The organism is Micromonospora cremea (assembly GCF_900143515.1).
Taxonomy (GTDB): domain Bacteria; phylum Actinomycetota; class Actinomycetes; order Mycobacteriales; family Micromonosporaceae; genus Micromonospora; species Micromonospora cremea.
On the sequence record NZ_FSQT01000002.1, the window covers coordinates 1,838,461 to 1,857,683 of the forward strand.

General features: G+C 71.3%; 16 protein-coding genes, 1 tRNA gene, 1 other RNA gene and 1 pseudogene. 8 read left to right on the forward strand and 11 right to left on the reverse strand.

The features are described 5' to 3' along the window. The first annotated feature begins 181 nt into the window (after positions 1–181). From BUS84_RS21960 to leuA, 3 genes and pseudogenes are all read left to right on the forward strand, one after another. Positions 182–970, forward strand: coding sequence for a hypothetical protein (locus BUS84_RS21960; protein WP_244298671.1), 789 nt, complete (start codon positions 182–184; stop codon positions 968–970). 84 nt (positions 971–1,054) lie between these two features. Beyond that, positions 1,055–1,603, forward strand: a pseudogene (locus BUS84_RS21965) (nitroreductase family protein); the annotation flags it as partial. A gap of 287 nt (positions 1,604–1,890) precedes the next feature. Then, a complete protein-coding gene (leuA, locus tag BUS84_RS21970; protein WP_074315207.1) occupies positions 1,891–3,648 on the forward strand; it encodes a 2-isopropylmalate synthase in 1,758 nt (585 codons plus the stop codon). Between the two features lie 72 nt (positions 3,649–3,720). Here leuA and BUS84_RS21975 read toward each other — a convergent pair whose 3' ends face one another. Continuing rightward, a complete protein-coding gene (locus BUS84_RS21975) occupies positions 3,721–5,214 on the reverse strand; it encodes an MFS transporter (RefSeq protein ID WP_074315209.1) in 1,494 nt (497 codons plus the stop codon). 107 nt (positions 5,215–5,321) lie between these two features. Here BUS84_RS21975 and BUS84_RS21980 point away from each other — a divergent pair, with 107 nt between their 5' ends. Both BUS84_RS21980 and BUS84_RS21985 read left to right on the forward strand, forming a co-directional pair. Continuing rightward, entirely contained in the window at positions 5,322–5,978 is a 657-nt protein-coding gene (locus tag BUS84_RS21980) for an HNH endonuclease family protein (protein WP_074315211.1), read from the forward strand. After that, entirely contained in the window at positions 5,960–6,454 is a 495-nt protein-coding gene (locus BUS84_RS21985) for a hypothetical protein (RefSeq protein ID WP_074315213.1), read from the forward strand. Before BUS84_RS21980 ends, BUS84_RS21985 begins: the two co-directional genes overlap by 19 nt. Before the next feature lie 70 nt (positions 6,455–6,524). Here BUS84_RS21985 and BUS84_RS21990 read toward each other — a convergent pair whose 3' ends face one another. The 9 genes from BUS84_RS21990 to ffs all read right to left on the reverse strand — a co-directional run bounded on the left by BUS84_RS21990 (position 6,525) and on the right by ffs (position 16,949). Continuing rightward, entirely contained in the window at positions 6,525–7,625 is a 1,101-nt protein-coding gene (locus BUS84_RS21990; RefSeq protein ID WP_074315215.1) for an ABC transporter ATP-binding protein, read from the reverse strand. After that, positions 7,622–8,608: an ABC transporter ATP-binding protein gene (locus BUS84_RS21995; protein WP_074315217.1), complete on the reverse strand. Its 987-nt coding sequence runs from the start codon at positions 8,606–8,608 to the stop codon at positions 7,622–7,624. The genes BUS84_RS21990 and BUS84_RS21995 overlap by 4 nt, the downstream gene beginning before the upstream one ends. A 112-nt stretch (positions 8,609–8,720) precedes the next feature. Next, positions 8,721–9,680, reverse strand: coding sequence for an ABC transporter permease (locus BUS84_RS22000; protein ID WP_074318999.1), 960 nt, complete (start codon positions 9,678–9,680; stop codon positions 8,721–8,723). A 65-nt stretch (positions 9,681–9,745) separates the two neighbouring features. After that, entirely contained in the window at positions 9,746–10,753 is a 1,008-nt protein-coding gene (locus BUS84_RS22005; RefSeq protein WP_074315219.1) for an ABC transporter permease, read from the reverse strand. A gap of 98 nt (positions 10,754–10,851) precedes the next feature. Further along, positions 10,852–12,525 (reverse strand): ABC transporter substrate-binding protein, encoded by a 1,674-nt coding sequence (locus tag BUS84_RS22010; RefSeq protein ID WP_074315220.1) that lies wholly within the window; start codon positions 12,523–12,525, stop codon positions 10,852–10,854. 244 nt (positions 12,526–12,769) lie between these two features. Then, on the reverse strand, positions 12,770–13,363 hold the full coding sequence (recR, locus tag BUS84_RS22015; protein WP_074315222.1) for a recombination mediator RecR: 594 nt from the start codon (positions 13,361–13,363) through the stop codon (positions 12,770–12,772). Positions 13,364–13,371: 8 nt separating this feature from the next. Continuing rightward, the gene (locus tag BUS84_RS22020; RefSeq protein ID WP_231931157.1) at positions 13,372–13,680 is read right to left on the reverse strand and encodes a YbaB/EbfC family nucleoid-associated protein; all 309 of its coding nucleotides are present in this window, start codon (positions 13,678–13,680) and stop codon (positions 13,372–13,374) included. A gap of 235 nt (positions 13,681–13,915) precedes the next feature. Then, complete coding sequence (locus BUS84_RS22025; protein WP_074319000.1) at positions 13,916–16,678, reverse strand: DNA polymerase III subunit gamma and tau; 2,763 nt, start codon at positions 16,676–16,678, stop codon at positions 13,916–13,918. A gap of 181 nt (positions 16,679–16,859) precedes the next feature. Beyond that, an RNA gene (gene ffs, locus BUS84_RS22030) (signal recognition particle sRNA small type) lies at positions 16,860–16,949 on the reverse strand. 82 nt (positions 16,950–17,031) lie between these two features. On the opposite strand from ffs, the gene BUS84_RS22035 reads away from it, so the two are divergent. The 3 genes from BUS84_RS22035 (at position 17,032) to BUS84_RS22045 (ending at position 18,960) form a co-directional block, all read left to right on the forward strand. After that, positions 17,032–17,116, forward strand: a tRNA-Ser gene (locus BUS84_RS22035). 91 nt (positions 17,117–17,207) lie between these two features. Then, the gene (locus tag BUS84_RS22040) at positions 17,208–17,924 is read left to right on the forward strand and encodes a DUF3995 domain-containing protein (protein ID WP_074315225.1); all 717 of its coding nucleotides are present in this window, start codon (positions 17,208–17,210) and stop codon (positions 17,922–17,924) included. A 199-nt stretch (positions 17,925–18,123) separates the two neighbouring features. After that, positions 18,124–18,960, forward strand: a complete 837-nt coding sequence (locus BUS84_RS22045) for a class I SAM-dependent methyltransferase (protein WP_074315227.1) — start codon at positions 18,124–18,126, stop codon at positions 18,958–18,960. A gap of 8 nt (positions 18,961–18,968) precedes the next feature. Here BUS84_RS22045 and BUS84_RS22050 read toward each other — a convergent pair whose 3' ends face one another. After that, positions 18,969–19,208: a flavin reductase gene (locus tag BUS84_RS22050; protein ID WP_074315228.1), complete on the reverse strand. Its 240-nt coding sequence runs from the start codon at positions 19,206–19,208 to the stop codon at positions 18,969–18,971. Positions 19,209–19,223 lie beyond the last annotated feature (15 nt).

The following is a 19,223-nucleotide window of genomic DNA, read 5'->3' on the forward strand; positions in this document are numbered from 1 at the left end:
CGGCGGGTCGCGGCGCCGGGTCGGGTGATCCCACCATCCGGCCCGACCGGACCCGGGGGCAGCGCGGGCGGCCAGGTCCGCGGGGTCGGGCGGTACGCCGGGGTGCTCGGGCCCGACACGCCGGGGCGAGCCGGGTACGGGGCGGCCCCCGCCGGCCGCCGGCACCCACCAGAATGGGCCGGTGCCCGTCCTCATCCGCTCGGCCTGCCGCGTGCTCGGGCCGCTCGTGTTCGCCCTTCCGGCGCTCCTGGTCGCCTGCACCAGCGAGCAGCCATCGACCCCGCCACCGACCGATCCGGGACCAGTGGAGGTCGACGCGACCCGGGACGAGTTGGCCGCGCTCGCCGCTGCGGCCCAGGACCGCCACCTGGTGGCGCAGTACGCGTTCAGCCAGGCCGGTCAACCGGATCGCACCATCGTGTTCACCAGCGCGAACGACGGCAGCTGGCGGGTGGACGTGCCGGGTGGCGCGCTGGGGGGCACCGCCGACGTCTCGCTGGCCGCCACCGCCGACGGGCTCTTCCAGTGCGCCCTGCCGTCGGCCGGGCGGCCGGAGCCGACGCGCTGCGTACGCCTCGGCGAGCGTGATGACGCGCTCCCGCGCCGGCTGGACCCCCGGATCCAGCACCCGCTCACCGACTGGCTGGACGTGCTCACCGACCGCCGCGCGCCGCTCGCGGTCGCCCCGGCCGACACGCCCAAGGGCCTCACCGGCACCTGCTACTCGGTGGACTCCACCAACGCCTCGCTCAACGCCCCGTTGGACGTCGGCATCTACTGCTACGACCGGGACGGCACGCCGACCGGTGTCCGGACGGCGACCGGGACGTTGAAGCTCGCCGCCCCACCCGGCCCGGCGCCGGCGACCGTGCAGCTGGCCGGGCCGGTGGTGGTGGACGGGGAGCCGCTCGACACCGCAGCTCCGCCGACACCCGACCCGTCCAGCAGCCCGAGCGCGGGAACGCCCTGATCTTCATCCCGTTACGGGTGCCATTGCCCACATTTAGATCCCCCCGCGCTGGGGGGCGAATCACCCATACAGGACGATCCTCGTATGACCGACCTCACCCCACTGCTCGCCTACCGCTGGAGCCCGCTGGCCTTCGACCCCACCGAGGAACTGTGCGAGGCCGAGGCGGTCTCGCTGCTGGAGGCGGCCCGCTGGGCGCCGTCCCTGGGCAACCGCCAGCCCTGGCGGTTCACTCTCGGTCACCGTGACGACGAGACCTGGAAGCGGATCCTGGTCAACCTGCCCGAACACGACCAGCGCTGGGCCCACCGGGCCGCCGCGCTCCTGCTCGCCGCGCACGTCGACACCGACACCGGGCCGGACGCCGCACCTGCGGACGGGGTCGCGTACGACCTGGGGCAGGCGGTCGCCCACCTCACTGTGCAGGCCACCGCACTCGGGCTGCACGTGCGCCAGGTGCTGACCGTGGACCGCGTCGGCCTCGCCGCGGACCTGCAACTGCCGCCCGGCGTGCGGCCGTACGCGGTGGTCGCCGTCGGGAAGCTCGGCGACCCGCTCAGTCTCCCGGCCGACCTGGTCGCCGAGGAAACCGGCCTACGCCGTCGCCGACCCCTGGCCGACCTGCTGCTCAGCTGACCGGCGCCCGGGTCGGCGATCAATGTGCGCGTGAAGTCCGTCCCACAGTCCGGACCGACCTTCCCACACCTGATCCCATCACGTAGGGTCACCCTGTCATGTGGCAGGCGCACCTCCTCCTTGGTCGCCGCGACGAGGCCTGACGGCCGGCACCTCGTCGCGGAGTCGGACCGCGCCGCCCATCAGCACGCAGCACACCTCGGCCCGCCGGGCAACGACGCACCGGCAGTGACGCCGACTCCGTCCGATTGCTGAACGCCACGTGACCACGGGAGCACTCCGCCATGGCTCAACCAGCCGGCACCACCGACGCTGATACCGATCCGATCGCCCGGCAACGCCCGAGCCGGATGCCGTACCACCGCTACCAGCCCTACCGCGAGCAGTTCCGGGTCGACCTGCCGGACCGCAGCTGGCCCACCCGGCACATCGACGCCGCTCCACGCTGGTGCGCGGTGGACCTGCGGGACGGCAACCAGGCGCTGATCGATCCGATGTCGCCCGAGCGCAAGCGCCGGATGTTCCAGCTGCTGGTCCAGATGGGCTACAAGGAGATCGAGGTCGGCTTCCCGTCGGCCAGCCAGACCGACTTCGACTTCGTCCGGCAGCTCATCGAGCAGGACATGATCCCGGACGACGTCACCATCCAGGTGCTCACCCAGTGCCGGGAGCACCTGATCGAGCGCACGTTCGAGTCGCTGCGCGGGGCGAAGCGGGCAATCGTGCACTTCTACAACTCGACCTCCACCCTTCAGCGTCGGGTGGTCTTCGGCCTGGACCGGGACGGCATCACCGACATCGCCACCTCCGGTGCCCGGCTCTGCCAGAAGTACGCCGAGATCCACACCCCGGACACCGACATCTACTACGAGTACTCGCCGGAGTCGTACACGGGCACCGAGCTGGAGTTCGCGGTGGAGGTCTGCGCCCGGGTGATCGACGTGATCGACCCGACGCCCGACCGGAAGCTGATCATCAACCTGCCGGCCACCGTCGAGATGGCGACGCCGAACGTGTACGCCGACTCGATCGAGTGGATGCACCGGCACCTGCCGCGCCGGGACAGCCTGGTGCTCAGCCTGCACCCGCACAACGACCGGGGCACCGGGGTGGCCGCCGCCGAGCTGGGCCTGCTCGCCGGCGCGGACCGGATTGAGGGCTGCCTGTTCGGCAACGGCGAGCGCACCGGCAACGTGGACCTGGTGACGCTGGGGCTCAACCTCTTCTCCCAGGGCATCGACCCGATGATCGACTTCTCAAACATCGACGAGGTCCGGCGGGCCGTCGAGTACTGCAACCAGCTGCCGGTGCACGAACGCCACCCGTACGCCGGCGACCTGGTCTACACCGCCTTCTCCGGCTCCCACCAGGACGCGATCAAGAAGGGCTTCGACGCCCTCACCGCCGACGCCGTGGCTGCCGGCGTACCGGTGGACGAGCACACCTGGGCGGTGCCCTACCTGCCGATCGACCCGAAGGACCTGGGCCGCACCTACGAGGCGGTCATCCGGGTCAACTCGCAGTCCGGCAAGGGCGGCGTCGCGTACATCATGAAGAGCGAACACCAGCTGGACCTGCCCCGCCGGCTCCAGATCGAGTTCTCCGGCGTGGTGCAGCAGGTCACCGACCACGACGGCGGCGAGGTCGACCCGGCCGCCATGTGGGAGATCTTCGCGACGCACTACCTGCTCGACCACCAACCGGATCCGGCCGTGCGGCTGGCCGGCTACACGATCGGCACCACCGACGGCAAGGTCGAGATCGAGGCCCAGGTCGGCGTGGGCGCCGAGCAGCGGTCACTCGCCGCGGTCGGCAACGGTCCGATCGACGCGTACGTCAACGCGCTCCAGTCGGTCGGGGTGGGCGTCCGGGTGCTCGACTACCACGAGCACGCGCTCTCCTCCGGCGGGGACGCGCAGGCCGCCGCGTACGTGGAGTGCGAGGTGGACGGCCAGGCGGTCTGGGGCGTGGGCACCGACGCCAACATCGTCACCGCCTCCATCAAGGCGGTCACCAGCGCCGTCAACCGCGCCCGAAGCTGAACGCCAGCTCCCGACGCCGAAGTGAAAGGAAGGGCCCCTTATCGACGCCTGGCGTTGAGAAGGGGCCCTTCCTCAGTGCGGGGGTGTGGCGGCGGGCAGCGAGTGGCCGGGCTGCGACGGCGGGGCCGAGCGGGGCGGTCGGTGGACCAGGACGAGGGCCAGCACCGCGCCGGTCAGCAGCAGGCCGGCGCACCAGACCATCGCGGCCCGGAACGCGTGCGTCAGCTCGGCCTTCTCCTCGTACCCGCCGCCGGAGAGGCCGACGAGCAGCGGCAGCGAGGCCACCGCGAGCAAGCCGCCGGCCCGGGACGCGGCGTTGTTGAAGCCGCTGGCCACGCCGGAGAACCGGTCCTCCACCGCAGCCAGCACCGACGCGGTCAACGGCGCCACCACCAGGGTCAGCCCGAGGCCGAAGAGCAGCACCCCGGGCAGCACGTCCCGCCAGTACGACGCGCCCGGGCCGACGCCGCGTAACAGCAGCAGACCGGCGGCCGCCACCACCGGCCCGATGGCCAGCGGCAGCCGCGGGCCGATCCGCGCCGACAGCGCGCCGGCCCGGGCCGACCCGATCAGCAGCAGCACCGTCATCGGCAGCAGCGCGATCCCGGTGCGGAACGCCGACCACTCGACCACGTTCTGCAGAAAGACGGCGAAGAAGAAGGTGAAACCGCCGAGCGCGGCGTAGACCACGACGGTGAAGATGTTCAGCACCGAGAAGAGCCGGCTGCGGAACAGCCCGGTGGGCAGCATCGCGGTGTCGGCGCGCCGCCGTTCCAGCAACACGAAGGCCACCGCGGCCAGCACCCCGACCAGTGCCGCGACCACCACCGGGGCCGAGTCGAAGCCGCGCGCCGGCGCGTCGATCAAAGCGTACGTGACGCCGGCGAGCGCGAGCGCGCCGAGCAGCGCCCCTGCCACGTCGAACCGGCGTCGGGTCCGGCCCGGCCCCTCGGTCCGGGAGGCGTTCTCGTCCCGGCTCTCCGGCACCCAACGCAGGGCGGCCAGCACCACCAGCACGGCGATCGGCAGGTTGAGGAAGAAGATCCACCGCCAGGACAGCGCATCGATCAGCCAGCCACCGATGAACGGACCCAGCGCGGTGGAGACGCCGGACAGCCCGGCCCAGGCGCCGATCGCCCGACCCCGGTCGTCCGGGTGGAAGCTGGCCTGGAGCACCGACAGCGACCCGGGGGTGAGCAGGGCGCCGCCGGCACCCTGGAGGAACCGGGCCGCGATCAGCCAGCCGGTGCCCTGGGCCAGCCCGCAGAGCACCGAGGCGGCGCTGAACCAGACCACCCCGATCAGGAAGACCCGTCGCCGGCCGAAGCGGTCCCCGAGCGCGCCGCCGAGCAGCACGAACGCCGCCAGCATCAGCAGGTAACCGTTGACGGTCCATTGCAGATCCGCCACGTTGGCATCGAGGTCCTGGCCGAGCTTCGGCAGCGCCACATTGACGACCGTGCTGTCCAGGAAGACCATGCCGGAGGCGAGCACCGCGGCGAGCAGGGTCCCCCGGCCGGCGGCGGTACCCATCCGCAGTGCGGGCGCCGGTGCAGGTGCGGTCATCCCACCAATCTTCCTTGCAGCATGTGGGAGACGCCACGAAACGCCGAAACCATGCCCGGGTACTGTGCGCAATCGCCGGGAGACCGCAAGCTGGAGAGGTGTCGTCTGTGCGTACCAGATCAGGACCGCGTGCGGCGGTGGCCGCGCTCGTCGCGGCGCTGGCGCTCGGCGTGGCCGGTTGCGTCCCGTCGGATGAGCCGGACTCGCCGCCACCGAGTGACGGCGGCAACGCCGTCGAGCAGTTGGGCCAGCTGACGGTCGCCAGCGCCGGCTCGATGAAGGGCTACAGCCGGGAACACTTCCCGCACTGGCGGAACACCGGCAAGAACTGCGATGTGCGGGACACCATCCTGCAGCGCGACGGCAAGGACGTGAAGCTCTCCGGCTGCAACGTGGTCGGCGGGCGCTGGGAGAGCGTGTACGACGGCCGCAGCGCCACCGATCCCTCCGACGTGGACATCGACCACATGGTGCCGTTGGCCAACGCGTGGCGCTCGGGTGCCGACGAGTGGGACGACGCGAAGCGGGGCGATTTCGCCAACGACACCAAGCGGCCTCAGCTCATCGCGGTTTCCGCGTCCTCCAACCGGGCAAAGGGTGACCAGGACCCGTCCCAGTGGAAACCGGCGAACCGGTCGTACTGGTGCCAGTACGCCGAGAGCTGGGTGACGGTCAAGCACCACTGGCGGCTGACGGTGACCAGTGCCGAGAAGGCCGCCCTGACCGACATGTTGGAGGGCTGCACATGGGCGAACAAGCCGTAACGGGCGCAGGGGCGACCCCCGCCCCGGAGCAGACGCCGGACGCGGGCGGCGACGACGCGGCGGCGGCGACCGGCAGCGCGCCGACAGGGCCGTCGACCGCGGGCATGACCGTGGACGGCAGCACCGGCACCACCGGCACGGTGCCCGGCGCGGGGATGAGCGCGGACGGGCCCAACCCGCCCGACACCGCGTCGCCGGGAGCCGGCATGGACGCCGACGCGGCCAGCGGCGCCACCCGCACCGCGGACATCGTGCCGGGGCCGGGCGGGGTGATGACCGACGAGGTGGGTGTGGTGACCGGGGAGCTGACCCTGCGCACCAGCTACGCCGACGGCAAGGTCACGTTGGGCGTGCAGTACAAGGACGCGGACGAGTGGTACGCGGTGACCGGCGGCGCGGTGCCGCTGCCCGACCCGTCCGGTCTGGACGCGGTGCACGGCGTCGCGGTGGCCCTGCTGCACCGCCCGGAGGGCTGAGCCGCACGCCGGAGCTCGTCGAGCCGTACCGCCCAGGGGCCGTCCTGTGACAGGACGGCCCCTGGCGGCGTCACGGGGTCGGGATCAGCTCGCCCGGCGGGTCGATCGGACCGGTGCCCTCGGCCGGGCGGACCAGCTCCACCTCGACCTCGTGCGGTCGGAGCCGACCGGCGGCGATGTCCTCGGCGAAGTGGCAGGCCACGCGGTGCCCGCCGACCACGTCGCGTAGCGCCGGCCGCTCGTCGGCGCAGCGGGTCGGCTGCGCCCACGGGCACCGGGTGTGGAATCGGCAGCCCGACGGCGGGTTGGTCGGCGAGGGCAGGTCGCCGGCGAGCAGGATCCGCTCCCGGCGGTCTTCGACCACCGGGTCGGGCACCGGTACCGCGGACATCAGCGCCCGGGTGTACGGGTGCATCGGCTCGCGGTACAGGTCGTCGCTGGACGCCTCCTCCACCAGCCCGCCGAGGTACATCACGCCGACCGTGTCGGCGATGTGCCGGACCACCGCCAGGTCGTGCGCGATGATCAGGTACGTCAGGCCGCGCTCGTTCTGCAGGTCCTCCAGCAGGTTGAGCACCTGGGCCTGGATCGACACGTCCAGAGCGGAGACCGGCTCGTCGGCGACGATCAGGTCCGGGTTGAGCACCAGCGCCCGGGCGATGCCGATCCGCTGGCGCTGACCGCCGGAGAACTCGTGCGGGTACTTGCCCAGCGCCGACGCGGGCAGGCCGACCGCCTCCAGCGTCTCGCGCAGCCGCCGGTTCGTCTCGGCCTTGTCACCGGCCAGGCCGTGCGCCTTGAGCCCCTCGACCAGCAGCGATTCCACCGACTGGCGGGGGTCGAGGCTGGAGAGCGGGTCCTGGAAGATCATCTGCATCCGGCGGCGGGCGTGCCGCATCGCCTCGCCCTTGAGCGAACGCACGTCGATGCCGTCGAAAATGATCTCGCCGTCGGTCGGCTCGACCAGTCGCAGCAGGCCCCGGCCCAGCGTCGACTTGCCGCAGCCCGACTCGCCGACCAGGCCGTACGTCTCGCCCTTGCGGATGCTCAGCGACACGCCGTCCACCGCGTAGACGTACCCGACGGTGCGGTCGAAGAGCAGGCCACTCTTGATCGGGAAGTGGACCTTGATGTCGCGCAGTTCGACCAGAGGTCCGGTCTGTTCGGTCATCGGACCGCCACCTCCTCGGAGACGGGGTTGTTGCAGCGGAGGTCGCCGCCGGTGGCGGTGGGTTCGAGCGGCGGGGACCCTTCGAGGCACGCGTCCACGACGTTGTCGCAGCGCGGCGCGAACGCGCACCCCTCCGTCCACGGGATGTTGTCGGAGACCGACCCGCGGATCGCGTGCAGCCGCTCACCACGCGGTGAGTCGAGCCGGGGCACCGAGTTGAGCAGCCCGTGCGTGTACGGGTGCCGGGCGTGCGCGAACAGCTCGTGCCGTCGTGCCCGCTCGACCACCTTGCCGCCGTAGAGCACGTTGACCGTGTCGCAGAGGCCGGCCACCACTCCCAGGTCGTGCGTGATCATGACGAGCGCGGTGCCGGTCTCGTCGACCAACTGCTTGAGCAGGGTGAGGATCTGCGCCTGGATGGTCACGTCGAGCGCGGTGGTCGGCTCGTCGGCGATCAGCAGCCGGGGCTTGCAGGCCAGCGCGATGGCGATCAGCGCGCGCTGGCGCATCCCGCCGGAGATCTGGTGCGGGTATTCGCTGAGCCGCCGCTGCGGATCCGGAATCCCGACCGCGTCGAGCAGCTCCCGGGCCTCCCGCAACGCCTGCTTGCGGTCCCGGCCCTGGTGGCGCTCCAGCACCTCGGCGACCTGGATCCCGATCGGAATGACCGGGTTCAGGGAGGAGAGCGGGTCCTGGAAGATCATGCTGATCTCGCGGCCGCGCCGGTCGCGCATGTCGTCCGGCCGCAGCTTCAGCAGGTCGGTGCCCTCGAAGAGCACCTCCCCGGTGACCTTGTTGCCTCGCTTGGGCAGCAGGCCCATGATGGCCAGGCTGGTCACGCTCTTGCCGCAGCCGGATTCGCCGACCAGGCCGACGGTCTGCCCCGGCTCCACCGTGAAGCTGACCTTGTCGACGGCGGTGAAGGGCCGCTCGCCGCGTCGCTGGAACACCACGCTCAGGTCACGGACGTCGAGCAGGCTCATCGGGTCACTTCCTCACTGCACTGGTGCTTCGCCCGCGACTGCGGAGCTCGCAAGCTCACTCCTCGCGTTCGCCGCTGGCGCTCGTTGGTCGTGCTGCTCACTCGCACCGGCGTCACCGCCGGTTCTTCGGGTCGATCGCCTCGCGCATCGCCTCACCGAGCAGGGTGAAGCCGAGCGCGACCACGATGATCGCGAGCGCCGGGTAGTACGCCAGCTCCGGGCGGACATCGAAGTAGCGCTGACCGTCCACGCCGAGCATCAGGCCCCACTCGGCCCGGTTGATGTCCGGGTCACCGAGGCCCAGGAAGGAGAGCGCCGCGGCGTCCAGGATGGCCACCGCGAAGGTCAGGGTGGCCTGCACGATCACCGCGGTCAGCGAGTTGGGCAGCATGTGCCGCAGCACGATGTTGCGCTCCTTGACGCCGAGCGCGCGGGCGGCGAGCACGTGGTCGCTCTCCCGCTGGGCCAGCATCGAGCCGCGCAGCAGCCGAGCGAAGATCGGCACGCTCACGATGGCCACCGCGAAGATGACCGTCCACTGGCTCGACCGGCTGGCCATCGCGACCAGGGTGATCGCGAGCAGCAGGCTCGGCAGGGCCAGCATCACGTCGGTGAGCCGCATCAAAACCACGTCGACCCAGCCGCCGAAGGCACCGGCGATCGCGCCGATCAGGACGCCGAGCGCGAGACCGATGAGAGTGGCGAGGACGCCGACGAAGAGCGTCTGCCGGGCACCGTAGATCATCCGGGTCAGGAAGTCCCGGCCGAGCGGATCGGAGCCCAACGGGAAGTCGCCGCTGGCACCCGGGATGCTGTCCACGGTGAGGTTCTTCGTCAGCTCGTCAAAGCGCTGCACCGGATCATGCGGCGCGATCAGCGGCGCGAAGATCGCCATCAGGACGAACAGGCCCACGATGCTGGCCCCGACGATGGCGACCGGATTGCGCCGCAGCCGGCGCACGGCGTCGCGCACGAGGCTGATGCCACCCCGGTCGGCCGCGCTCGCCCGGGCCAGCTCGTCCAGTCGCGCCTTCTTACGGTCGCCGAGCAGGCCGATGCTGCGCTCGCTCATGCCGGGGCGTGGCTTGTCGTCCCCGCTACGGGGAGCCGGCGCGCCGGCCTGGGTGATCGGGTCACTCATCGCACACGCACCCTCGGGTCGATGAAGGCGTAGGAGAGGTCGACCAGCAGGTTGACCACCACGAAGACCAGCGCGGCGAGCAGGATGATCGCCTGGAGCACCGGGTAGTCCCGGCCGCCGCTGATCGAGTCGGTGATCAGCGTGCCGAGGCCGCCCCAGTTGTAGACCTTCTCGGTGAGCACCGCGCCGGAGAGCAGCGCACCGGTCTGCAAGCCGATGGTGGTGACCACCGGCAGCAGCGCGTTGCGCAGGATGTGCCGGCCCCTGATGGTGCGGTGCCGCAGGCCCTTCGCCTCGGCGGTCCGTACGTAGTCCTCGTTGAGCACGTCGAGCACGCTTGCGCGGGTGATCCGCACGATCACGGCGAGCGGGATGGTGGCGAGCGTGACCGCCGGCAGGATCAGGTGCCACAGCGCGTCGGCGCTGGCGTCGAACTCCCGGGTGAGCAGGCCGTCGAGCACGAAGAAGCCGGTGACGTTGGTGTTGTCCAGACCGGTGGTGAGCCGTCCGGACGGCGGGAACCAGTGGATGTTCTGCGTGAAGACGTCCTTGAGCAGGTAGCCCAGGAAGAAGATCGGGATCGAGATGCCGAGCAGAGTGCCGGCGATGGTGAGGTTGTCCAGGGACCGTCCACGCCAGCGGGCGGCGAGGTAGCCCAAGGGCACCCCGAGGCCGACCGCGATGATCATCGCGGCGATGGCCAGCTCGATGGTGGCCGGGAAGGCCCGGCTGATGACCTCGGTGACCGGGTCACCGGTCCGGATCGAGTTGCCGAAGTCGCCGGTCACCACCCGCTGCATGAACTTGCCGTACTGCACCAGGATCGGCTGGTCGTAGCCGAGCGCCTTGGTCAGCAGGGCGCGGCGTTCGGGCGTGGCCCGCTCGCCGAGCAGCGCCTCGACCGGGCCACCGGGCAGGTTCCGCAGCCAAATGAAGATCAGCGCCGACAGCGCTATGAGGGTCACCACCAACTGCAGCAGGCGGCGGACTATGACTCGCAACATCTCTCACACACCAGACTCTCGATGGTCGCGCGATCGGCCCGGGCCGGGAGGAGCCCCGGACCCGGGCCGATCACGCCTACGGCGTCAGCCGACAAACGTCACTTGGTGACGCTGACCGTGTTGAACCGCTCGTCGGTCAGCGGGCTGGCAACCAGACCCTTGACATCCTTGGTGACGACGATGGCCGGCGGGGCGTGCCAGAGCGGCACGGCCGGCAGCCACTTGGCGGCGACGTCCCGGTTGACCTGCTCCCAGGCCGCCTTCTTGCCCGCCTCGTCGACGGTGGCGTCGGCCTTGGTGATGGCCTCGAACATCTCGTTCATCGCCTGGTCGCCGAACTCGGCCTTGCCGCGGCCGAAGAACGTACCGACGAAGTTGCCCGGGTCGTTGTAGTCACCCGTCCAGCCGAGGATGTGCAGGTCGTGCTTGCCGAACTGCTGCACGTCGTCCTTGAAACCACCGTTCCACGGGCGAGGCACACCGTTGACCTTGATGCCCACGGCCTGAAGGTCGTTGGCCAGGACGGTGAAGATCTCCTGCGGGTTCGGCATGTACGGCCGGGTGACGTCCGGCGGGTAGTAGAAGTTCAGCGTCAGACCCTCGGCGCCGGCCTCCTTGAGCAGCTGCTTGGCCTTGTCCGGGTTGTACTCGTACTTCTGCACGTCCGGGGCGTAGCCGAGCACGGTGTCCGGCATGAACTCGTCGGCGACCTTGGCGCCACCCGGGCCCTTGGTCTGCACCAGCTGCTGGCGGTTGAGCGCGTAGGCGATCGCCTGCCGCACCCGCAGGTCCTTCAGCTTCGGGTTCTTCTGGTTGATGCCCAGGTACAGGATGTTGAACGCCGGGCGGTTGACGACCTGGAAGCCCTCACCCTCGAGCGCCTTGCGGTCGGCCGGGGCCGGGAAGTCGATGCCCTGCACGGTGCCGGCACGGAGCTCCTGCTTGCGGGTGCTCTCGTCCTTGATGATCTTGATGATCATCTTGTCCACCTTGGCCTTCTCGCCAAAGTAGTCCGGGTTCCGGTTCAGGGTGATCTCGTTCTTGGCCTTGTCCCACCCGCCGAAGGTGAACGGACCGGTGCCGACCGGGTGCTCGTTGGCGAACGCGCTGTACGAGAACGAGTCACCGTTCTGCGTGACCGTGTTGGCGTCGTACTTCTTGAGCGCCTCTGGGCTCGCGATCGACAGCGAGGTCAGCGCGAAGGCACCGGGGAAGGCGCCCTTGTACTTGTTCAGGGTCAGGACGGCGGTTCCGTCGTCCTTGGCCTCGCACTTGTTGTAGATCGACTCGCCGGCGCCCTCGGCCTCGTTCTTGGCGAACCCGCCGAAGGTGTCCATGTAGTAGATCATCTGGGACTGGGCGGCAGCGCCCTTCATGTTGTACCAGCGGTCGAAGTTGAAGCAGACCGCGGCGGCGTTGAAGGGCGTACCGTCGTGGAACTTCACGCCCTGGCGGAGCTTGAAGGTCCAGACCTTGCCCTCCGCGTCGTGCTCCCAGCTCTCAGCCAGGCCGCCCTGAAGCTCGGCGGTGCCCGGCTTGTGGCTCACCAGGGTGTCGAACATCTGCCGGACCGGCCGGAACGACTCACCGTCATCGTTGAAGATGGGATCGAAGTTCTTCGGGTCACCGGCACCCGCGAAGATGAAGGTGCCGCCAGTCTTGGCCTCGCCACTGTCGCCGTCGCGCTCGCTCTCCGCGCAGCCGGCCGCGCCGACCGCCAGAGCGGCAACGGCCGCGATGGCCACAGCCGTTTTTAGCCTTCTCGCCTGCATCTCTCACCTCTGTCATGCGCATGACCACGCCGAGTTGTGGCTCGGTCCGTGTGCGGGAGGCTATGACATGTCACACGTGAAGCGGAACGGGCGTCAGGCAATCGCTATCAAGCCGACACCTTGCGCGGGGGTCTGACAGTCGACGGCACGGCGAATACATGGGGCGACACATCGATCCGCGCGGAGCCGGGCACCCCGACGGGGGTGGCATCGTCATGGACGACACCACCCCCGGGGGTACGAATCAGACGGCCCGGCGCCCCTCGAACGCCCGGCCGAGGGTGATCTCGTCGGCGTACTCCAGGTCACCGCCGACCGGCAGCCCGCTCGCCAGCCGGGTCACCGCGATCCCCATCGGCTTCACCATCAGAGCCAGGTAGGTGGCGGTCGCCTCGCCCTCGGTGTTGGGGTCGGTCGCCAGGATCAACTCGCGCACCGCGCCGCCACTCAGCCGGGTCATCAGCTCCCGGATGCGCAGATTGTCGGGCCCGATCCCCTCCAGCGGATTGATCGCGCCGCCGAGCACGTGGTAGCGGCCGCGGAACTCACCGGTCCGCTCGATGGCCACCACGTCCTTGGGCTCCTCAACCACACACAGCACCTCGTCCGTGCGGCGTGGGTCGCGGCAGATCCGGCACTGCTCCGACTCGGCCACGTTGTAGCAGGTCGTGCAGAACCGCACCAGCTCCTTGACCTTGCGCAGCGCGCCGGCCAGCCGGTTGACGTCGGCCGGATCCGCCGACAGGACGTGGAACGCGATCCGCTGGGCGCTCTTCGGGCCCACGCCCGGCAGCCGACCCAGCTCGTCGATCAGATCCTGGATGGCACCTTCGTACATCTGCCGGCTCAGAAACCGGGCAGGCCGAGGCCGCCCATGCCACCGGTGACCGGACCCATCTTGCGCTCGGTCAGCTCACGCGCGGCCTCGGCGGCGTTGTGCACGGCCGCGACGACCAGGTCCTCCAGCGTCTCCACGTCGTCCGGGTCGACGGCCTTCGGGTCGATCTTGATGGCCTTGAGCTCCCCGGAGCCGGACACGGTCGCGGTGACCAGCCCACCGCCGGCGGTGCCGGTCAGCTCGGCCTCGGCCAGCTCGGCCTGGGCGGCGGCGATCTGCTGCTGCATCTTCTGCGCCTGCTTCAGCATCTGCTGCATGTTCGGCTGTCCACCTGGGCGCACGGATGGCTCCTTCTCGCACTCGTCTGCTCGGCCGCCGCCCAGCCTATCCGCTGGGACCGACCACGCCCCGCCCGGTGCGTCCGCCCACGCCGGGCGCGGCACCACCCCTGGACGACCGACGGCGGAGCGGCTCAGAGTCGCTCGTACTGTCAGAGGCAACGCACCCGGTCGGCAGCGCCGACCGGCCGGTGATCACCGCGGGGCAGCGCCGCTAGCGGGCGTCGACCTCGTCGATCTTCTCGGCCCCGAACGTCTCGCGGAGCAGCCGTACCGCCTGCTCCTCGCTGGACTCCCGGGCGGTCTTCTCGTCGATGACCTCGTCAAGCGGCTCGTCGCCCGGGTCGAACCCCTCGTAGGTCGGTGTGGCCGCCGGCGCCGCAGCACCTGGCTTGGCGCCGCGCAACGGACCGTCGAAGTCCGGGTCGTAGGGCGGTTCGCCGGCCCATTCGGCGTCCGCGGTGGGCCGGGCCGCCGCTCCGGTACGTGGACCGCGCCCCGCCGCTGCCGCGCGGGCGGCGGCGATGGCACTGCTCACCGGGGCACCGCCGGTGGCCGGCTGGCGGGCCGCCGGCGTCGGGTTGGCCCGCGCGTTCGGCTTACCGCCGCCGGTCGTCGTGGCTGGGCCGCCGCCGTTCGCGCCGGTGCCGCCACCGGCCGTGCGGCCCGGGTCGGTGCTGTTCGCACCGGTGCCCGTTGCGCCAGCGCGGCCCTGGTCGGCCGGTGCGGCGGGTGCCGAGCCGGAGCCGGCCGGCGCGGTGTCGGACACGGCGGCGACGCCGCCCGGCAGGGCGGCCTCCGGCCAGTCCTCGTCATCCGTCGCCTCGGCGGCAGGGGCGCTGCCACCGGGGCGGGCCGCCTCCGGCCAGTCGTCCTCGGCTTCCGCCGGCGGGGTCGACCCGGACGGCTGCCCGCCGGGCTGCCGACTCGTACCGCGACCGCTGGACGCGCTCGCAGCGGCACCCGCGCCGGAGGAGACACCGGGCGCACCGGACGGGCCGCCGGGCAGGCCAGCGCGGGCATCCGGGCCGCCGGTGGGGCCGCCGCCGGCGATCGCGTTCGTCGGCGTGGGTGAGGTGTCCGCCTGCGTGGGCGACGAAGCGGGTCGGGCCGGCGCGGCGGCCTGCGAGCGTGGCGGGCCGGACAGCGACACGCCGCCCCGCTCGCCGGCCACGTCGCAGCGGATCTGCCAGCGCCCGCCCAGCTCCTCGTAGAGCGCGTCGGTGAGCACCGCCGCGTGGTCGGCCATCATCTTGGCCAGCACGGTGGACTTGACCGTCAGCACCAGCGTGTCGCCGTCGAGGTCGCGCACCACCGCGTCGCGCATCAGGGCCGCGATCCGCTTGTTGGTCCGGTTGACCTTGCCGACGACGTCGGGCCAGACCCGGCGGACGGCGACCGCATCGAGCGCCGCGGCCGGCGCACCGGGTCGGGGCGGCTCCGGCGTCGCCGGATCGGGCAGCACCGCCGACGGCGGCACCGGACGACGGGCGGCCGGCGACCCACCGGGCGAGCCGGGTCCGGCCGGCGAGACGGGTGCGGACCGGTCGGCGGTTGCCGGCCCGGCGGCCGTCGCCGACGCGCCGGGGGGCACCGGGATGGGCGTGTCAGCGGCCGAGACGGGAGCGCTCGGGGCGGCCGAGGACGGAGTGTTCGTAGGCGCCGCCGGGTCGACCGTCCACGGGGGCGCGGAGGTCGGGGCGGCGGCGGGTGCCGGGGCGGCGGCAGCCGGGACGGGGGAGGCCGGCTGTGGACGTACCCCCGGGTGGGTGGCTGGCGCGGAGCCGGCGGTGGCCGACGGCGCGTCGGCGCCGCTCAGGGTGAGCCGGCGTTCCATCCGCTCCAGGCGCTGGAGCAGGCCACCGGTGGAGTCGTCCGCGCCGGGCAGCAGCATCCGGGCGCAGATCAGCTCCAGCAGCAGCCGGGGCGCGGTGGTGCCGCGCATCTCCACCAGGCCGTCGTGCACGATGTCGGCGCAGCGGGAGAGCGTGCCCGGGCCGAGCTGCGAGGCCTGGGCGGCCATCCGCTCGATCTGGTCCGCCGGGCCGTCGATCAGGCCCTTCGCGGCGGCGTCCGGCACCTGCTGGATCACGATCAGGTCGCGCAGCCGCTCCAGCAGGTCCGCTGCGAACCGGCGCGGGTCGTGCCCGGCCTCGGCCACCCGGTCGACGGTGGCGTACGCGGCGGCGCCGTCCCCGGCGGCCAGCGCGTCGCACATCTCGTCGATCAACGCGGCGTCGGTGACACCGAGCAGCGCGGCGGCCCGGGCGTAGCTGACCCCCTCCGGCCCGGCACCGGCGATGAGCTGGTCGAGCACCGAGAGGCTGTCCCGGGCGCTGCCACCGCCGGCCCGGACCACCAGCGGGAAGACCGCCGGCTCGACGGTGACGCCCTCGGCCTGGGTGAGCTGCTCCAGGTAGGGGCGGAGCACCTTCGGCGGGATCAGCCGGAACGGGTAGTGGTGGGTCCGCGACCTGATCGTGCCAAGAACCTTCTCCGGCTCGGTGGTGGCGAAGATGAACTTGACGTACTCCGGAGGCTCCTCGACCAGCTTGAGCAGGGCGTTGAAGCCCTGGGTCGAGACCATGTGCGCCTCGTCGATGACGTAGATCTTGAAGCGGCTGCTGGCTGGCGCGAAGAACGCGCGCTCGCGCAGCTCGCGGGCGTCGTCGACACCACCGTGGCTGGCCGCGTCGATCTCGATCACGTCGATCGAGCCGGCGCCGTCGGTGGCCAGTGAGCGGCAGGACTCACACTTGCCGCACGGCTCGGGCGTGGGGCCCTGCTCACAGTTGAGCGAGCGGGCCAGGATCCGGGCGCTGGAGGTCTTGCCGCAGCCACGTGGGCCGGAGAAGAGGTAGGCGTGGTTGAGCCGGCCGCTGCGCAGCGCCTGCGACAGCGGCTCGGTGACGTGCTCCTGCCCGATGACCTCGGCGAAGGTACGCGGCCGGTACTTGCGGTAGAGCGCCAGCGTCACTCGTCCCGCCTCCTCTCGACCGAGCCATTCTGCGCCGGTCGGGTGCGGGTGACCACCCACCACCCCGGCCCGGCGCTGGGTTGCCCGCTTGATCGACTCCACGTCGGCGACATGGCGGTGTCCACGGCCCGGGACAACCCCACATCGGTGACCTGGAGTGGATCGAGGGCCCCGGAGACAGAAAGGCCTCCCGTGCACCCGGCAGAGCTCGCTTATCCTTGCTGCCTTCCGGCCCTGGGGAGGTTCACGAGATACCGCCGCACGGGAGGTGACGCCAAGCCTACCCGACCGCCCGTCGATCTTCAGGGGGTGGTGGGGTGGCCGGGCCGACGGGGCCCTGTATCCTTGCTCGCGGAGGATTCGCCTAGAGGCCTAGGGCGCACGCTTGGAAAGCGTGTTGGGTTTACACCCTCACGAGTTCGAATCTCGTATCCTCCGCTCGCTTGATCACAAACGCGAGGGTCGGCCCCACCGGGGACCGGCCCTTCGTCGTCTCTACGTCGCTCCCGGGCCGCTCGGGCAGCCACCCATGAGTGACCCGTACGTCGGGACGAAGCGTGGGCGCCGCTCCCGGGTCCGGTCGCTAATCCATGTTGCCGATCTCCCCTTCGAGAGGGAGGACCTGGCTGCGGGACTGCTGTTGACTACCGGGATGACAGCCGCTGCTTACGCAACCGATCGTCCCGAGGCCCCTGCGCGACCCGGCATCGGCATCACCGCGACCGGCCGTCTGATGGCCCTGTGCTGCATCGGGTTCGCGGTCGTCAACATCGTTTTCGAGCTGACCGACCGCTTCGCCGACGGCCCCTATGCCGAATATTCCACCGGGATCGCCGTGATGAACTGGCTCGTCGTCGGGCTCAAGGCGGTGGGCGCGGCTGTGGCACTGTTGTCGGTCGCCAGCCGCCCGAGATTTCTTCCTCCGGTGTTTCTGGGCGTGTTGGTGTGGGGAGCGTTTGCGATGCTCGCCGTGTACGCCCTGGGCAGCGTGGTGCAAGCGATCGGCATGGCCTCGGGCCTGGCTGGCAGCGCCGACCAGATCGACCTGGCCGGGGTCGCTTACGTGCTCTTCTTCCTGTTGGTTGCGGCCGGCTTCGGCGTCCTGGCGATCTCATACTCGCGGCGCTTCAGACTCCGGAAGGGCGTCGTCGTCCTCGGCGCGCTCGGCGCACCCGTGGCGTTGGGCGTGATCCTGCTGGCCGCGCCCATGCTGCTGGCCGCCCTCGGCGTCATGCCCGCGCCCTGAGCCCTGACTCCCGCACAGATCACCGCTGTCACGGCTTGCCACAGGCTGGGCCGGACGCTGGCACGCGGACTTGGAAAGCGTGTTGGGTCCACACCCGCAGGAGTTCGAGTCTCGTATCGTCCGCTCACTCGAGCAGGACCGACGCCGGGCAGATCATAATCGGTCCGTCGGGCGTTGATCTTGTGGTCTCATCGACGTCGTGGCGGACACGGCGTGGCAGTGGGACGAGACGTTGTACGCGGGCAGCGCGAGCCACTACCGCATCGGGCGCATGCCGTACCCGCCGCGGCTCGCCGACGCTGTCGGCGAGGCACTTGACCTCGACGGCACCGGCCGGCTCCTGGACGTCGGCTGCGGGCCCGGATCGCTGACGCTCCTGCTCGCGCCCCTGTTCGAGGCGGCGGTGGGTGTCGACGCCGACCGGGACATGCTCACCGAGGCGCGACGCAGAGCCAGCGAGGTCGGAGCCACCACCATCGAGTGGCGGCACCTACGCGCCGAGGCCCTGCCCGCGGATCTGGGCACGTTCCGGGTGGCCACGTTCGCCCAGTCGTTCCACTGGATGGATCGGCCTCTCGTGGTCCGTCGCGTCCGCGGCATGCTCGCGCCGGGCGGGGCGTGGATCCACGTTTCCGCCAGCACGCATCAGGGCGTGGCCGACGACGAGATGCTGCCGTACCCCCGTCCGCCGTGGCGGCAGATCGACGACCTGGTCGCCAGCTACCTGGGACCGGTCCGCCGGGCCGGTCAGGGGTGGCTGCCCACCGGCACGCCCGGCGGGCAGGAGGAGATCATGCGGCAGGCCGGCTTCACCGGCCCCACCCGGATCGAGGTCGACGGGGGAACGCTGGTGGAGCGCCCCGTGGACGAGATCGTCTCGGCGGTGTTCTCCCTGTCCAGCTCGGCACCACACCTGTTCGCCGACCGGCTTTCCGCCTTCGAGGCGGATCTGCGTCACCTCCTGTCCGAGGCGGCGCGAGATGGCCGCTTCGCTGAGCGGAGACGAGAGATCGCCGTCGCGATCTGGCGGCCCTGACCACCCCGTCACCCGCGAGCGCGTGCCCAGGAGAGGAAGCGCTCGGCCAGGCCTGCCGGATCCATCCCGGTGAGCTGTTCGGCGGCCTCGGCCTGGAGGGTCGCCAGGTAGACCATCAACGCCACCCGGTCGTGCCGGTACTCGGCGAGCAGGCGCAGCTTCGCCGCCGAGCAGGGCCAGGCGATGCCGCACGCCGCGCAACGCCAGGTGGGACAGGTCGGCAGGTGGTCCCGGTGGCGGCGGGGCATGGGCGGGCCTCCTTC

Coding starts and splice junctions, on each gene's coding strand:
- leuA (WP_074315207.1), top strand. CDS start 1,891: ATGGCTCAACCAGCCGGCACCACCGACGCTGATACCGATCCGATCGCC.
- BUS84_RS21975 (WP_074315209.1), bottom strand. CDS start 5,214: ATGACCGCACCTGCACCGGCGCCCGCACTGCGGATGGGTACCGCCGCC.
- BUS84_RS21985 (WP_074315213.1), top strand. CDS start 5,960: ATGGGCGAACAAGCCGTAACGGGCGCAGGGGCGACCCCCGCCCCGGAG.
- BUS84_RS21990 (WP_074315215.1), bottom strand. CDS start 7,625: ATGACCGAACAGACCGGACCTCTGGTCGAACTGCGCGACATCAAGGTC.
- BUS84_RS21995 (WP_074315217.1), bottom strand. CDS start 8,608: ATGAGCCTGCTCGACGTCCGTGACCTGAGCGTGGTGTTCCAGCGACGC.
- BUS84_RS22000 (WP_074318999.1), bottom strand. CDS start 9,680: ATGAGCGAGCGCAGCATCGGCCTGCTCGGCGACCGTAAGAAGGCGCGA.
- BUS84_RS22005 (WP_074315219.1), bottom strand. CDS start 10,753: ATGTTGCGAGTCATAGTCCGCCGCCTGCTGCAGTTGGTGGTGACCCTC.
- BUS84_RS22010 (WP_074315220.1), bottom strand. CDS start 12,525: ATGCAGGCGAGAAGGCTAAAAACGGCTGTGGCCATCGCGGCCGTTGCC.
- recR (WP_074315222.1), bottom strand. CDS start 13,363: ATGTACGAAGGTGCCATCCAGGATCTGATCGACGAGCTGGGTCGGCTG.
- BUS84_RS22020 (WP_231931157.1), bottom strand. CDS start 13,680: ATGCAGCAGATGCTGAAGCAGGCGCAGAAGATGCAGCAGCAGATCGCC.
- BUS84_RS22040 (WP_074315225.1), top strand. CDS start 17,208: ATGAGTGACCCGTACGTCGGGACGAAGCGTGGGCGCCGCTCCCGGGTC.
- BUS84_RS22050 (WP_074315228.1), bottom strand. CDS start 19,208: ATGCCCCGCCGCCACCGGGACCACCTGCCGACCTGTCCCACCTGGCGT.